Here is a 14,776-nt window from a genome sequence, read left to right as displayed (position 1 = left end):
CTCTCATGAATACTCTCCAGTACCAAAGGCTGCCGCAACCGATCACGATAAATCATATGATGGTGCCAGTTTTCTCCTTCATGAGCATAAAGATAATAATGCTTCAATAGATTTACCCGTTATACCATTCACGAGCGATGTCATGAAATGGGTTTTGGTGCCAAGATGTTCTTCTACAAGCGCGCGAATTTGTAATACAATGGCGTTCTGTCTTATATAAAGAGCGTGCCCGCGTTAGTGAAATTTGCTAACACCATAAAATATTCAACCAGCTGTCTTTACCAAGAAATCCTCATAAAGCGACTGCCTCATAAAATTTTATTTTTACTATTGTTGAAGCTGTTTCACTCTAAAATCAAATTCTCTCTGGTATGAGCGCTCCCACTTATGCAGCACCAATACGCAAAAGATCATGGAAATGAACTATCCCTATCGGTTTCTTATTTTCAACTACGAAAAATGCCCCAATATGATGATCATTAATAAATGCTGTTGCAGCACCAACAAGTGTATTTGGCTCTAGAGTTTTAGGTTTTTTTGTCATCACCTCATCAACATTAAATTTTGATAAATCAAAATGCATGTTGCGTGCAAGGTCACCATCGGTCACAATTCCGATTAATTCACCTTTTTGATTCACAACGCCAACACAACCAAAATGTTTTTCAACCAAAACATTCATTGCTTTAGTCATAGTCGTTCCCTGCGCAACTAAAGGAATACGATTCCCTCCGTGCATGATGTCACGCACATATTTCAGACTTGCACCAAGAGAACCACCAGGATGATAGACTTTAAAATCCGTTGCAGTGAAGCCACGCATTTCTAAAAGAGCAATAGCCAATGCATCTCCCATTGCTAATTGCATAATGGTTGAAGTTGTCGGAGCAAGTCCGTGAGGGCAAGCTTCTTCTATCTGTGGCAACAAAAGGACAACATCAGCTTGTCTTCCTAATATAGAGTTTTTACCCGATGTCATGGCAATAAGTGGTATACGAAAACGCGCAGCATGATTGATAATGCCACTTAATTCTAAGGTTTCACCTGACCATGACAAAGCAAGAATAACATCATCAGAGCCAATCATACCAAGATCACCATGATTGGCTTCTGCAGCGTGAACAAAAAAAGAAGGTGTTCCAGTGGAAGCTAAAGTTGCCGCAATTTTTGTACCTATATGCCCACTCTTACCAAGGCCTGTAATCACCACATGACCACTCGCATTTTTGATAGTTTGGACAGCCCTTTCAAAAAAGGAAGAAAGATTTCCAATAAGAGCTGCTTCAAGGGCTTCAATCCCTTGTTTTTCACTCGCAAGCGTTTTAAGCGCCGAGGCAATGGCACCTTGCAAAGCCATATGAGGAGACTGTATTATCATGATCAAATTTGATAAATGAAATTAAACGAGAGATCTAGATCATTTCTCAACTTTAATAATTTCTAGTAAATTTTTCAACGAAGCAGAAACTTCGCTATGCATATCAGCGCGCGCTAAAGAAAATGCTACGTTAGCTTCAATAAAACCAGCTCTAGAACCACAATCAAATGTGCGCCCCTCTAACTGAAAACCAAAAAAATCCTGCTCCTTTGAAAGCCGTACCATCGCGTCTGTTAATTGAATTTCGTTTCCTGCTCCCCGTTCTTGATTGGAAAGAATATTAAAAATTTCTGGTTGCAAAATGTAACGACCATTAATGTACAGATTTGATGGCGCGGTTCCTTTTGCTGGTTTTTCTACCATTGTTGTGATTTTAAAACCGTTTGCAATCTGTTCACCTTGTCCAACAATACCATATTTATGCGCCTTTTTTGGCTCGCATTCTTGAACTGCTATAATATTTCCTCCATCGGTTTTCTCATAAAGATTGATCATTTCACAAAGACAACTCTTTTTAGCTTGTATAAGCATATCTGGTAACAATAAAGCAAAAGGCTCATTCCCAACTAATTCGCGTGCGCACCAAAGAGCATGTCCTAATCCTAAAGGTTTCTGTTGGCGCGTGAAAGAAGTGGTCCCTGGTGGAGGTTGTAAAGCGTGTAAATGTTCAAGTTCTTCCCTCTTGCCACGTTCGGCAAGCGTTGTATATAACTCAACTTGCGCATCAAAATAGTCCGCAATGACTGCTTTGTTGCGTCCAGTAACAAAAACAAAATGTTCAATACCCGCTTCACGTGCTTCATCTACAACATATTGAATAACAGGCTTATCAACAACCGTGAGCATCTCTTTGGGAACTGTTTTTGTTGCAGGAAGAAAACGTGTACCAAGACCAGCCACAGGAAATACTGCTTTCCGGATTTTACGCACTTTCACTCTCTTGCTCCTCATTCATCGTATTACTTTCTGATTTGCTTTAACATATGTTTTTACTAAATAGTAAAAAAGATATCTTATTGTTTTTATCGCCATTATAATGGACAAGAAAGAGATACAAGAGTATGCTAATCTATCAGGAATCTTCCTTCAAAATAAACAATCCGTTTTAGCCTTTCTTATTTGCTTGATAACATCTTTCAATAAGACCAAATAAATGAAGTTCTTGCACAGCAAAATACTTGAATATTGAGGGAAATTTTAAAATGCAAAACACAAAATCTAAAATTTTCTCTTCTGAAAAAAAATCAACAAATCAGAAAGCTTTTATTATAGGTTTAGTCACTCTCTTTTTTGCTTTTTTCACGTTTTCTACATCATTTTTACATGCTGATAGTGGTTTTAAACTTTGGATTAAAGAATTTAAAAAAACAGCTCTTGCCAATAATATTTCACCCTCTACGTTTGATATAGCGTTTAAGGGTGTCAACGCAATTGATCCAGAGGTTTTAGAAAGAGCTGCATACCAACCAGAATTTGTTGATCCCTCATGGAATTATTTCGATAATCGTGTTCATGATATTGCAATTGTAGAAGGACAGCGCCAAGCTAAAAAATGGCAAAAATGGCTTCCTAAAATCGAAAAACGTTTTGGTGTTGACCGTAATATCCTCCTTGCTATTTGGTCAATGGAAAGCAATTATGGAAAGATTTTAACAAATAAAGGTGTGATGCGTGATACCATTCGCTCCCTTGCAACCCTCGCCTATGCTGATAAAAAACGTACTAAATACGCCCACGCGCAACTCATTGCTGCTATGAAAATTCTCCAACGCGGTGAAATTACACGTGTACAACTTACTGGATCTTGGGCTGGTGCTATGGGGCATACGCAGTTTATTCCAAGCAGTTATCTCGCTTATGCTATTGACATGGATGGTGATGGACGACGTGATATTTGGAACTCTGTTCCAGATGCTTTGGCTAGTGCTGCTAATCTTCTCCATATGAATGGTTGGCAGCCTAACCTTCCTTGGGGAATAGAAGTTAAAGTGCCAAAAGATAAAAACCTTCCAGCAAGTTGGCATTCCTTTGAGCAATGGGCGAAATTAGGTGTAAAACAGGCGAATGGGCAACCTCTTTCTGCTCTCTCTGAACCAGCAATATTAAAATATCCAGATGGACCAGAAGGCCCTATATTTTTAGTAACAAAAAACTTTTTTGTTCTCAAACGTTATAATAATGCAGATCGTTATGCTTTCGCTGTTGCTCTTCTCGCTCACCGTATTGCTGGACATCCTAAATTGATTCAAGATTGGCAAAGACCATTTCCCTCTCTGACACTCCATGAGCGTAAGGAATTTCAATCTCGCTTAGCCAAACTTGGCTATTATAAAGGAGAAGTTGATGGAAAAATCGGTACTGCCTCTCAAAAAGCCATCAAAGCTTTTCAGCTCCGCCATGGCTTAACAGCAAATGGTTATCCAACTCATGATGTTCTCTTTTTACTGCGAAAACAATAATCTGGAGTAAAATATTTGTCCGGTTTCCGCTCATTATACTTGATTTTTCTGTGTTGTTCTCTCTTTGCCATGAATGTCTTACAACCATCTCCAAGTAAAGCCACGAATTTTTTTAAATGGTTGTCCCAACATAATACACACGAACAACAACCACCGCAAGTACTAGAACAAAAGGTATATAAACCACAAAAAAAGAGTGTCGTAAGAAAACCCCAGCAACAGTTAAAAGATGAGAATGCAAAACGCATTCTTGTCATAGGAGATTTTGTAGCTTCTGCTGTTGCTGATGCACTCAAAAAGCTTTTTACTGAGAACAATGATGTTATCGTCATAAATAATACAGTGCCAGCTTCTGGTTTGGTTAGAACGGATCATATTTCTTGGAAAAATACTATTTCTGAACGCATTGATAAAAATAAACCTGACGCTATCATCATGGTGATCGGCGCGAATGATAATCAACCAATCACAACCTCTTATGGCATATTTAATACAGCTCAACCAGAATGGCTCAACATCTATCAACAGAGAACTAGCGAAATTGTTGAAAGTCTTCACAGTTCGGGAAAACCGTGGATATGGATGGGGCAACCTGCTTTTGGCAATGATATCTTGACACAAAAAATGAAAATTTTTAATGCGCTCTATAAACAAAAAACAGAAGAAGCAGGAGGATATTTCATTGATATTTGGAGCGGCTTTACTGATGAACAGGGACAATTTTCTTTTTCAGGCTATGACACAAATGGAAAAATCGTTAGATTGCGTACGCCTAATGGTATCAATTTTACCACTGCAGGAAAAAGAAAACTTGCTTCTTATTTAGAAAAACAATTAGAAAATATCTTAAGTTTTCATACATCTTCCCATGAAAATTTCCTTTCAAATAATACCACTGTTCCAAAGCTTATACAACAACCAAACAATATTGTCCGCCAACCGCCAATGAGCCTCGATAACATCGCGCAACAAAATACTCACCTCATAGGTAAAATAGAGCCAAGTTTCATACAAAAATCGTGGTCACCTCCCAATGGTCATCAGAGAGACCGCGCTGATAATTTTTCTTGCCCTTGATGTTTTGTAAAATATTTTACAAATTTGAAAACTCTATTATATGCTAATAATAGATTGATTTATAATAATCATTTATTCACTCTCATATTAAGTGAAAGACTTTAATACCGTAAAATTCTCTCATTTTAAATCTGTTGATAGCGAATTAATCAAAATCATTTACTTGTACGTTATAAGCGAGATTAGCGTATGGATAAAAGCTATAGAAGAAAGAAGTAAAGATGCCTCTTATGAACTATCTCAAGTTCCAACAACCGTTGCAACATTGAATGCTAGTAAAGAGTCTGATGGTGCCATCTTATCTCTGATAGGATAAAAATTTGCATACATTTCATGGCTAGAAAAAATAACGGCATGGCTCCCACCATACCGTTCTCTTTTTCTATAGTCCACGTTTTTTAATCATCGCTTCTGGTGAAGGCAGCCGTCCGCGAAAAGCTTTATAGAGTTCTTCTGGATCGCGGCTTCCCCCAGCAGAATAGATAAAGCGCTTTAAACGATCAGCAAGTTCTGAATTAAAAACATCATGCACTTCTTCAAAAGCCTGAAAAGCATCAGCATCAAGCACTTCTGACCACAGATAAGAATAGTAACCAGCAGCATAACCATCTCCTGAAAATATATGCATAAAATGAGGTGGACGATGACGCATGATAATTGCATGAGGCATTTGTAATTTTTCTAACTCCTGATGCTCAAATATTGTTGGATCTGGTATGGTTTTTCCTTGGTGAAAAGCCATGTCCATGAGAGCAGATGAGGTAAATTCAACCGCAGAAAAACCAGCATTAAATGTCTGTGCCAATAAAACTTTATCCATCAATGTTTGTGGCATGGGAAGCCCTGTTTTTGTATGTGTAGCATAAGACTTTAAAACCTCCGGTACAGTTAACCAATGTTCGTAAAGTTGAGAAGGAAGTTCAACAAAATCACGTGCAACTGATGTTCCCGCAACAGACGGCCATGTTATATCAGACAGCAAACCATGTAATGCATGACCAAATTCGTGGAAAAGTGTGCGTGCATCATCAAGGGATAAAAGAGCAATCTCTCCTTTGAGGGGCTTCGCAAAATTACAAATATTGTAGATAATGGGCTTTTGTCCACCATCCAATTTATGCTGTGATTGCAAACTGCTCATCCATGCCCCAGAACGTTTTGATGAACGCGCAAAATAATCACCAATGAAATGCCCAAGCACATTTCCATCAGATTTTTTTACTTCCCACAAACGTGCATCAGGATGCCAAAGTGTAACAGTGCTTTTTTCTTCAAAGGTAATACCAAACAGCTTTTCTGCCACACCAAAAGCTGCTTCAATCATGCGATCAAGCTGAAAGTAATATTTAATTTCAGAGCCATCAAAGGAAAATTTTTCGGCGCGAAGTTTTTCAGCGTAATAACGCCAATCCCAAGCCTCTAAAGTATCATTGCTGCCCTGATTATTTGCAAAATTTTGCAATTCAATCTGCTCGACCACAGCCTTAGCTCTCGCACGTTCCCATATAGGTGTGAGCAAATCCATAACGGCATCAACATTTTTGGCCATGGTATTATCAAGTTTCAAATCTGCGAAAGAGTTATACCCTAGTAACTTAGCCTTTTCATCTCGAAGTGAAATGATCTCTACAATAATCGCTCGATTATTATTCTCGTTCTCATTTTCACCACGTTTGGCCCAAGCTTGGAATGCAATCTCACGCAAATCACGACGATCAGAGAATTTCAAAAATGGTTCAATAATTGAACGTGCCAATGTTAATGCATAAGCACCTTCATTGCCTCTTTCACGCGCAATTTCCTTCATTGAAGCAATGAGATCCTCCGGTAAACCAGATAAATCCGTTTGTTTTAAAAATAAAATCCATTCAGCTTCATCTTTTAAGACATTCTGACCAAAAGTAGCATTTAAAAAAGCAAGTCTTTCATTAATTTCAGTAAGCCGTTTCTTACCTTTTTCATCCAGTTTTGCACCATTACAAACAAATTTTTTCCACCATAATTCAAGCACACGTGTTGTTTCACTATCATACATGCCTTGCTGTGATAGTTGATAAAGTCTGTCTATTTTTGCAAATATCCGCGTATCCAGCATTATTTTTGAAGAATAACGAGAAAGCTTTACAACAAACTCTTGTTCTAACTGTTGAATAAAAGCGTTACTATGGGCTCCCGTGCGCAAGAAAAATATTGAACATACGCAACTGAGCGCTTTACCAGCAAGCTCAAAAAGCTGCAAAAAATTCTCAAGCGTTGGTGTTTCTTGCACCGTTGCAATCGTCTCCAACTCTTCTTCTGCTTCTTGAAGTGCCTGTTCAAAAGCAGGTTTAAAATCTTCATCACTTATTAAAGAAAAATCAGGAAGCCCTGCAAACCCCTTCCAATCCAATACTGCCGCTTTTGTCATAATATGACCTATCTCCAATTATAAATTTAAAGTATAATTACCACCTTTACGATACAAATTGATCATACACTAAAAATAATGAGTATGCTTTAAAATGCCTTTTAGACCACTATTTTAGGAGTAGAAATAAAGGATATCTTCAACACTAAGAAATAAACAAAAATAAGAATCCCTATCTCTCTGATTCATGAAATTGTTTATAACCTGTGATCTATCCTTGACTTTATTTTAAATATTAACAATTGGGAGAATATAATTGGGGAGGGCTTTTCTTCAATCTTCCACAACTTTTGTTTTATCTTAATCCATGATTTAAAATTATCATTCTTTAACCTTTCAGAAGGTACTTTATTATGACTGAAATTAAAACGACCTTCGACTTTAAAAACTCTTCTCCTGAAGCTCTTGCCGAAGAATTACAAAATCATCATTTTGCGGACTCAATTGATATCATTAATGATCTCGATATCATGGAACGCGTAGCTATCTTAAGTCTTTTACCTCTTGATTATGCCATTGAACTCTTCGACAAACCAGAACTTGAACAACCAGCTGCTATTCTTGAACTTCTTCCTGTTAATCGTTCTGTTGAAATTCTTGATGGCATGTCTGCTGATGCCGCCGCCGATGTCTTTCAAGAAATGGACAAAGAAACCCGTACGCGGCTTTATGCATTGCTCAAACCTTTAACGCGTTCTGAAATCAAAAAACTGACCAGTTACCCTGACCATACAGCGGGCGCATTGATGACCACAGAGTTTATAGCCATCCCTGCAAACTGGACCGTAAAAAAAACTCTGAATCATATCCGTGAAGTCGAACGAACACGTGAAACAGTTTATACAAGCTATGTCATTGATCCCAAAACAGGCACCCTTCTCAAAGCTGTTTCCCTGCGTAATCTTATCCTTGCTTCTCCTGATGAACAAATTCTTAACGTCTACACACATGACACACCCATTACAATATCTCCCTATACACATCATGAAGATATCGCACGTCTTTTTCAGCGCCATGATCTTCTCTCTGTGCCGGTGATTGATGATGATAATCATGTCATTGGAATTGTGACAGTCGATGACGTCCTTGATACAATGGTTGATGAAATGAGTGAAGATGCTTATAAATTCGCAGGGATGGAAGCTCTTGATAAGCCCTATATGCAGATCAATTTTTTAGGAATGATGAAAAAACGGGGTGGCTGGCTCGCATTACTTTTTCTTGGTGAAATGCTCACAGCAAGCGCTATGCAATATTTCGAAACAGAACTTGAAAAAGCCATTACTCTCACACTCTTTATTCCCCTCATTATGAGTTCGGGAGGAAACTCTGGATCGCAAGCAACATCCCTTATTATTCGCGCATTAGCTCTCCGTGAGCTCACACTCAAAGACTGGTGGAAAATTATCATTCGTGAAATTCCAGCAGGAATATCCCTTGGCCTTTTACTGGGAATTATTGGAATGATGCGTATTGCTCTTTGGCAACAACTTGGTATCTACAACTACGGTGAACATTGGATTTTTATTGCCATAACAGTAGGAACAGCTTTAGTTGGAATTGTCACCTTCGGTTCTTTATCCGGCTCTATGCTTCCCTTTATCCTTAAAGGCTTTGGATTTGATCCAGCAAGTGCTTCCGCACCTCTTGTCGCCACTTTAGTGGATGTGATGGGAATCGTGATCTATTTTTCTGTTGCCTCCCTTATCTTGTCTGGAACTCTGCTCTAACATAAAAAGTAAAAGTCTTATGAAATCTCAGATCTCTTCATTAGATAATAGAGTGATTGATAATTTATCGTTTTACAACTTGAATGAGAAACCTAATACAGGAAGTTTCCCTTATTTTAAACCTATCTTATTACAAAATATAAAACGCCTATTCACTTGCACATCATAAGAAGAGGTCATATGTAAAAGAAAAACTGTTTGAGAAAAAAGTAAAATACCATCTCACTACAATAGTAGTTGGCAATATTAAAAACCAAAAATAACATATGAGTGCTAACTTATGCCTTGAATAAATTAAAGATGATAGTCGCAATGATTTTGCATCATATCTTTCACGAGTAGTGCTATAAATAGCGTTAGAGTGATATATTGCTCTTTATAAAGAGCATGATACATGAAGCAACATCTTAACTTGTAAACTATAAACTAAGCTATAAACAATGCATATTCACCCAAGCTCTTTGATCTTATTGTATTGTTTCAAACTTACTAGAAATATGCTTAATATATTTTGCTTTGATGATATTCACAGATAAAATAATATAATACTCTGCTGTTTTTTGTGAGAAGTATAATATCATAAGAATACAAATCTTAAAATATAATACGCTGCGTAAGCTTACTATTTAAAAGATAATATGATAAATGCTTTTGAAAATTATAAAGCTGAATGAAAGAAAGATAATAAAAAGAGACAATTAAATATCCTAACTCTTCATTTAGCAGAGAAAAATGAGACTATACCAAAAACACTGAGCTCTTTCAATCGTTATCCAAAGCATACCACTATATTGTGTCTCAATGTTTTTTATCAGCAAAAGTGCAATGACACATTTTGCTTATAAAAAGAGCAAATGACATTATTTATTTTCTGAGTGCATCCTCCGTACAAAACGTCATCTATTCAAAAATTTTCGAGTTAACAGAACATGAGAAACTTTTGCAAACACTTTGCTATAAAAATATTTCCTCTCTTCCAAAATTATAAAAAAACATGTAAAAGGTTCTGTAATAGTAAGGTAAGGGACGCAAAAGCGTTGCCTCAAGTGAAATTTCATTAAACGAAAAGAAGAAAATTTATGCAATTGCGCAATATCGCCATCATTGCCCATGTTGACCATGGCAAAACAACGCTCGTAGACGAGCTTCTCAAGCAATCAGGAAACTTTCGTGATAATCAGCGTACCAGTGAACGTATGATGGATTCAAACGATATTGAAAAAGAACGCGGAATTACAATTTTAGCAAAAGTAACATCCGTTGTTTGGAAAGATACTCGGATTAACATTGTTGATACACCAGGACACGCTGATTTTGGTGGAGAAGTTGAACGTATTTTGAATATGGTAGATGGAGCAATTGTCCTTGTTGATGCCGCTGAAGGGCCGATGCCACAAACAAAATTTGTCGTTGGCAAAGCATTGAAAGTCGGTTTACGCCCCATTGTTGCTATTAATAAAATTGACCGAGCTGATGCCCGTGCCGATGAAGTTATCAATGAGGTTTTTGACCTTTTCGCTACTCTTGATGCAAATGATGAACAGCTTGATTTTCCCATTCTTTATGGGTCAGGTCGCGATGGTTGGATGGCTGAAACTCCCGAAGGACCAAAAGATCAAGGACTTGCTCCTTTGTTTGATCTTGTAACCCGCCATGTTCCTGCGCCTCATGTAGCAGAAGGACCATTCCGTATGATCGGAACTATTCTTGAAGCGGATCCATTTTTGGGGCGGATTATTACAGGCCGTATTCATTCGGGCACTATAAAATCCAATCAAAGTGTCAAAGTTCTTGGGCAAGATGGAAAGCTTTTAGAAACTGGGCGTATTTCAAAAATTTTGGCATTTCGTGGGTTGGAACGGCAACCTATTGAAGAAAGCAGTGCTGGTGACATTATAGCAATTGCGGGCTTACAAAAAGGTAGCGTTGCTGATACCTTTTGTGATCCCACGATCAATGAACCTCTTACTGCACAACCTATTGATCCTCCCACCGTTACGATGAGCTTTCTTGTCAATGATAGCCCCCTTGCAGGGACTGAAGGTGATAAAGTAACAAGCCGTGTTATCCGTGATCGTTTATTGAAAGAAGCAGAAGGGAATGTAGCCCTTAAAATTGAAGAATCCGCTGATAAAGATTCTTTCTACGTTTCAGGACGTGGCGAATTGCAACTCGCTGTTCTTATTGAAAATATGCGTCGTGAAGGATTTGAACTAAGTGTTTCTCGTCCACGGGTTGTTATGCAAAAAGATAAAAACGGAACAACTCTTGAACCAATCGAGGAAGTTGTCATTGATGTTGACGAAGAATATTCTGGAACTGTTGTTCAAAAAATGTCTGAGCGTAAGGCTGAAATGGTTGAATTACGCCCTTCTGGAGGAAATCGTGTTCGTCTTGTCTTTTACGCACCAACGCGAGGGCTTATTGGCTACCAATCCGAACTTTTAACCGATACACGCGGTACAGCTATTATGAATCGTCTTTTCCATGCCTATGAACCTTACAAAGGAGACATTAGTGGTCGTGTCAATGGTGTGATGATTTCAAATGATAATGGTGAATCCGTCGCTTATGCTCTTTTTAATCTTGAAGATCGTGGGCCCATGATCATTGATGCCGGTGTTAAAGTCTATCAAGGTATGATTATTGGAATCCACTCTCGGGATAATGACTTAGAAGTAAATGTGTTAAAAGGAAAAAAGCTCACCAACATGCGTGCTTCTGGAAAAGATGAAGCTGTAAAATTAACTCCTCCCCTTAAAATGACATTAGAACGTGCTCTATCGTGGATACAAGATGATGAACTTGTCGAAGTAACTCCTAAAAGTATTCGTCTTCGTAAACTTTATCTAGATCCTAATGAACGCAAACGTTTTGAAAAAACACGTGCATCAATTTCAAGCTAATTTCATAACTTCTTCGGTCAAATTTTTTATGACACCTCACTTCCTCACACTCTGGAAAGGATATTTACATGAATATTAAAGAAATCCCCGTTGGTAAAAATCCACCACAAGACATCAATGTTATCGTAGAGGTCTCTCTTGGTGGACAACCAATAAAATATGAGATGGACAAAAAATCGGGAGCATTATTTGTTGACCGTTTCCTTCATACATCAATGGTTTATCCTGGAAATTATGGTTTTGTCCCCCATACCCTTTCAGATGATGGTGATCCCATTGATGTTCTTATTTGTAATACGCGTCCACTCCTTCCTGGTTGCGTTATTAATGTTCGTCCCATCGGAGCCCTGATTATGGAAGATGATGGGGGTAAAGATGAAAAAATTATCGCTGTCCCTACCCCAAAATTAACAAAACGTTATCTTAATATCCATGACTATACAGATCTTCCTGAAATTACACTCAAACAAATTGAACATTTCTTCGCCCATTACAAAGATCTTGAACCTGGAAAATGGGCTAAAATTGAAGGTTGGCGAGATAAAAATTTTGCCTGTGAACTGATTAAGCAAGCCATGGAGCGTCATGAAAATTTGTGACTTTTTCAAAAATAAAAGCCTGTTTTTTGAATGGGCTTTTATTTTGAGGTGTAATCACCTAAAGATTGCCATATTTGCTTTAGCTCTTCTAAGTGTCTTGAAAAATAAAGTTGTTTGTAACGGGATGTCGCGCCATTTTTAAGAGAAATACAAGACGTTGGAATTTTCCATTGCTTCGCTAAAAATTTGATGAGTGCCTTATTTGCTTTTCCATCTTCAGGAACAGCACGCAAGCGTATAACCAAATACTGTTTTCCATTATCTCTACATTCAACACCCATTATGCGATCTACAGACGATTTTGGAATGAGATATACAAATAAAATTAAACCATTCGCGTCAAATTGATGAAACATTTTTATTCATCTCATACAATATCTTTACTGATACATATCTGCGTAAACCCGCCACATAAACATACGAATAAAATAAATAATAATAAACACGACAACAGGTGAAATATCAATTGTTCCAAGATTTGGCAAAAACTGCCGAATACGGCTTAAAACTGGTTCTGTTAAGCGATGCAAAAAGCTTCTTATTAAAACAACAAAGCGATTTCGTGCATTTATGATGTTAAATGCATAAAGCCAAGAAAAAATGACATTTGCGATTAAAATATCAATATAAATATCCAAAATAAGATCAATCACTTGAAGCAATGCATAAACCATGCCTTATCCTTTTTTCCACTCAAGAAAGAGAAGATCTTATAGAAAACTTTCATTAAAATAAGCTTTTTTGTTAAACAACAGTTTTATACTCCAACATTTTTTTCACAAATGAAAGAATCTAAACATCTCAATTCTTCACTTTTATCATCATGGTGAATTTCATAATCGGAATAAAAAACGATTTAGCAAAATAAAAGTACAGTCAATAGCTCTGAAAATCTTCAAAAAACTTTGAAAACTTCCTATGTAACAACCCCGTTGTTTTAATCGTAAGCTTACTACAAGAAACGCTCAGGCTAAAAACGGCCTTAAAAGGCCGCCTTTTTTATATTCCATAGATTATTTCTGCAAAGCAGACAAACGATTAAGAGCATTACTAAAACCATTCAGTTGAACGAACAAATCATTCAAAGGTGGTTCGCCTGGAGCAGCAATCGTCATAGCGAGCTTCAAATGCTTTCCAGAGCGTAAAGCTGCTACATGATTTTTGTCAAAAACTATTGGGACAATGCAACCTGCTGGTACACAAGTGCGAATACCGGTCTCGATAACAGCTTTCCCTTCATCGACTTGTAAACGAACAGGCTTAGAAACTAAAATACCAAAAGGAACCGTTAAATTACCAGATACCACACCATCAGCATTAAGCATAACGTTCATAGCCACTACCACGCGACCTTGATCATTCACTTCCTGACGCCCCATAAAACAAATCTTCTTTCCTTCCTGTATACCACAGCTAATACTCCACAAGCCATAAGTTTCCGTCAAAGAAGAAGCACCATTAGGCAAAGTCGCTGCTGCAGGTTTAGTGGCAGCTGGCTTTGAATCTGATGCAAATGCTACAGAAGAAATACTCCAAAGAGTAAAAACTATAAGTAAATTAAATAACTTTTTCATCTTATATTCCAGTTCTTTACATAAAAGAGAAACATTTTTATTACTATGTTAATGATTATACATAATATCAAGCATCTTCACAAAAAAGAGCCTGCTATCATTATATAGCTTTTATATTTCTCTAAGGCTACTGCGAAATTCGTTGACAACTTGCATATAAACACGCTTTTTAAAAGAGATCACAATTGAGGGAAGGTCTTCCAAATCAGCCCATTTCCACTGATCAAATTCTGCTTTATGACCATTTGGAGGAGGGTTTATAGCGATTTCATGTTGATCTCCTGTAAACTGAAAAGCAAACCATTTTTGTATTTGTCCACGATATTTATTGTTCAATGTACAGCCAACAAGTTCTTGTGGAAAATCATAATGGAACCAATCTTGCGCTTCCTTAATCAACCTTATAGATCGGATTCCCGTTTCTTCGTAAAGTTCACGACATGCTGCATCAAATGGTTCTTCATTCTCATCTATCCCCCCTTGGGGAAGCTGCCACCGATGAGATATATCAGTATCGGGAAGAGCGCATGCCATTAAACGGCGCCCAACCCAAACTTTACCCACATGATTAAAGACAACAATCCCCACAGATTTTCTATAAGGAAGAGCCTTTACATTAACCACCGCATTCATTCAATTACCTCCC

Annotated in this window: 12 protein-coding genes; 5 read left to right on the top strand and 7 right to left on the bottom strand. The window is 37.6% G+C overall.

Features of this window, described 5'->3' with window-relative positions; genetic code table 11:
• Positions 1-385: 385 nt before the first annotated feature.
• Positions 386-1,378 carry an SIS domain-containing protein gene (locus tag PVV64_RS03480; RefSeq protein ID WP_273759823.1) on the bottom strand — a complete coding sequence of 331 codons (993 nt, stop codon included), beginning with the start codon at positions 1,376-1,378 and terminating at the stop codon, positions 386-388.
• Positions 1,379-1,417: 39 nt separating this feature from the next.
• A complete protein-coding gene (gene galU / locus PVV64_RS03475) occupies positions 1,418-2,308 on the bottom strand; it encodes a UTP--glucose-1-phosphate uridylyltransferase GalU (protein WP_273759901.1) in 891 nt (296 codons plus the stop codon).
• Between the two features lie 272 nt (positions 2,309-2,580).
• On the opposite strand from galU, the gene PVV64_RS03470 reads away from it, so the two are divergent.
• Together PVV64_RS03470 and PVV64_RS03465 are read left to right on the top strand one after the other, a co-directional pair.
• Positions 2,581-3,837, top strand: coding sequence for a lytic murein transglycosylase (locus tag PVV64_RS03470; RefSeq protein WP_273759822.1), 1,257 nt, complete (start codon positions 2,581-2,583; stop codon positions 3,835-3,837).
• Between the two features lie 69 nt (positions 3,838-3,906).
• Positions 3,907-4,914: an SGNH family hydrolase gene (locus tag PVV64_RS03465; RefSeq protein WP_273759821.1), complete on the top strand. Its 1,008-nt coding sequence runs from the start codon at positions 3,907-3,909 to the stop codon at positions 4,912-4,914.
• A gap of 382 nt (positions 4,915-5,296) precedes the next feature.
• On the opposite strand, the gene PVV64_RS03460 is transcribed toward PVV64_RS03465, so the two are convergent.
• A complete protein-coding gene (locus PVV64_RS03460) occupies positions 5,297-7,321 on the bottom strand; it encodes a M3 family metallopeptidase (RefSeq protein ID WP_273759820.1) in 2,025 nt (674 codons plus the stop codon).
• A 353-nt stretch (positions 7,322-7,674) separates the two neighbouring features.
• Here PVV64_RS03460 and mgtE point away from each other — a divergent pair, with 353 nt between their 5' ends.
• The 3 genes from mgtE (at position 7,675) to ppa (ending at position 12,556) form a co-directional block, all read left to right on the top strand.
• Positions 7,675-9,051 carry a magnesium transporter gene (mgtE, locus tag PVV64_RS03455; protein WP_273759819.1) on the top strand — a complete coding sequence of 459 codons (1,377 nt, stop codon included), beginning with the start codon at positions 7,675-7,677 and terminating at the stop codon, positions 9,049-9,051.
• A gap of 1,079 nt (positions 9,052-10,130) precedes the next feature.
• On the top strand, positions 10,131-11,957 hold the full coding sequence (gene typA / locus PVV64_RS03450; RefSeq protein WP_273759818.1) for a translational GTPase TypA: 1,827 nt from the start codon (positions 10,131-10,133) through the stop codon (positions 11,955-11,957).
• 68 nt (positions 11,958-12,025) lie between these two features.
• Positions 12,026-12,556: an inorganic diphosphatase gene (gene ppa, locus PVV64_RS03445; protein WP_273759817.1), complete on the top strand. Its 531-nt coding sequence runs from the start codon at positions 12,026-12,028 to the stop codon at positions 12,554-12,556.
• Positions 12,557-12,594: 38 nt separating this feature from the next.
• Here the strand turns inward: ppa and PVV64_RS03440 are convergent, their stop codons facing one another.
• The 4 genes from PVV64_RS03440 to PVV64_RS03425 form a co-directional block, all read right to left on the bottom strand.
• Entirely contained in the window at positions 12,595-12,912 is a 318-nt protein-coding gene (locus tag PVV64_RS03440; protein WP_273759815.1) for a DUF167 domain-containing protein, read from the bottom strand.
• A gap of 24 nt (positions 12,913-12,936) precedes the next feature.
• Positions 12,937-13,230 carry a YggT family protein gene (locus PVV64_RS03435; RefSeq protein ID WP_273759814.1) on the bottom strand — a complete coding sequence of 98 codons (294 nt, stop codon included), beginning with the start codon at positions 13,228-13,230 and terminating at the stop codon, positions 12,937-12,939.
• 339 nt (positions 13,231-13,569) lie between these two features.
• Positions 13,570-14,130, bottom strand: a complete 561-nt coding sequence (locus tag PVV64_RS03430; RefSeq protein ID WP_273759813.1) for an invasion associated locus B family protein — start codon at positions 14,128-14,130, stop codon at positions 13,570-13,572.
• Between the two features lie 111 nt (positions 14,131-14,241).
• Positions 14,242-14,763 (bottom strand): RNA pyrophosphohydrolase, encoded by a 522-nt coding sequence (locus tag PVV64_RS03425; protein WP_273759812.1) that lies wholly within the window; start codon positions 14,761-14,763, stop codon positions 14,242-14,244.
• Between the last annotated feature and the right edge of the window lie 13 nt (positions 14,764-14,776).

The organism is Bartonella sp. ML70XJBT.G, assembly GCF_028618575.1.
In the GTDB taxonomy this organism is placed as follows: Bacteria; Pseudomonadota; Alphaproteobacteria; order Rhizobiales; family Rhizobiaceae; genus Bartonella.
Note: the sequence above shows the minus strand (reverse complement) of the source record. Positions and strands in the feature narration are given on the sequence as shown.

Coding starts and splice junctions, on each gene's coding strand:
- typA (WP_273759818.1), top strand. CDS start 10,131: ATGCAATTGCGCAATATCGCCATCATTGCCCATGTTGACCATGGCAAA.
- PVV64_RS03460 (WP_273759820.1), bottom strand. CDS start 7,321: ATGACAAAAGCGGCAGTATTGGATTGGAAGGGGTTTGCAGGGCTTCCT.
- PVV64_RS03480 (WP_273759823.1), bottom strand. CDS start 1,378: ATGATAATACAGTCTCCTCATATGGCTTTGCAAGGTGCCATTGCCTCG.
- PVV64_RS03425 (WP_273759812.1), bottom strand. CDS start 14,763: ATGAATGCGGTGGTTAATGTAAAGGCTCTTCCTTATAGAAAATCTGTG.
- PVV64_RS03435 (WP_273759814.1), bottom strand. CDS start 13,230: ATGGTTTATGCATTGCTTCAAGTGATTGATCTTATTTTGGATATTTAT.
- mgtE (WP_273759819.1), top strand. CDS start 7,675: ATGACTGAAATTAAAACGACCTTCGACTTTAAAAACTCTTCTCCTGAA.
- ppa (WP_273759817.1), top strand. CDS start 12,026: ATGAATATTAAAGAAATCCCCGTTGGTAAAAATCCACCACAAGACATC.
- PVV64_RS03470 (WP_273759822.1), top strand. CDS start 2,581: ATGCAAAACACAAAATCTAAAATTTTCTCTTCTGAAAAAAAATCAACA.
- PVV64_RS03440 (WP_273759815.1), bottom strand. CDS start 12,912: ATGTTTCATCAATTTGACGCGAATGGTTTAATTTTATTTGTATATCTC.
- PVV64_RS03430 (WP_273759813.1), bottom strand. CDS start 14,130: ATGAAAAAGTTATTTAATTTACTTATAGTTTTTACTCTTTGGAGTATT.
- PVV64_RS03465 (WP_273759821.1), top strand. CDS start 3,907: ATGAATGTCTTACAACCATCTCCAAGTAAAGCCACGAATTTTTTTAAA.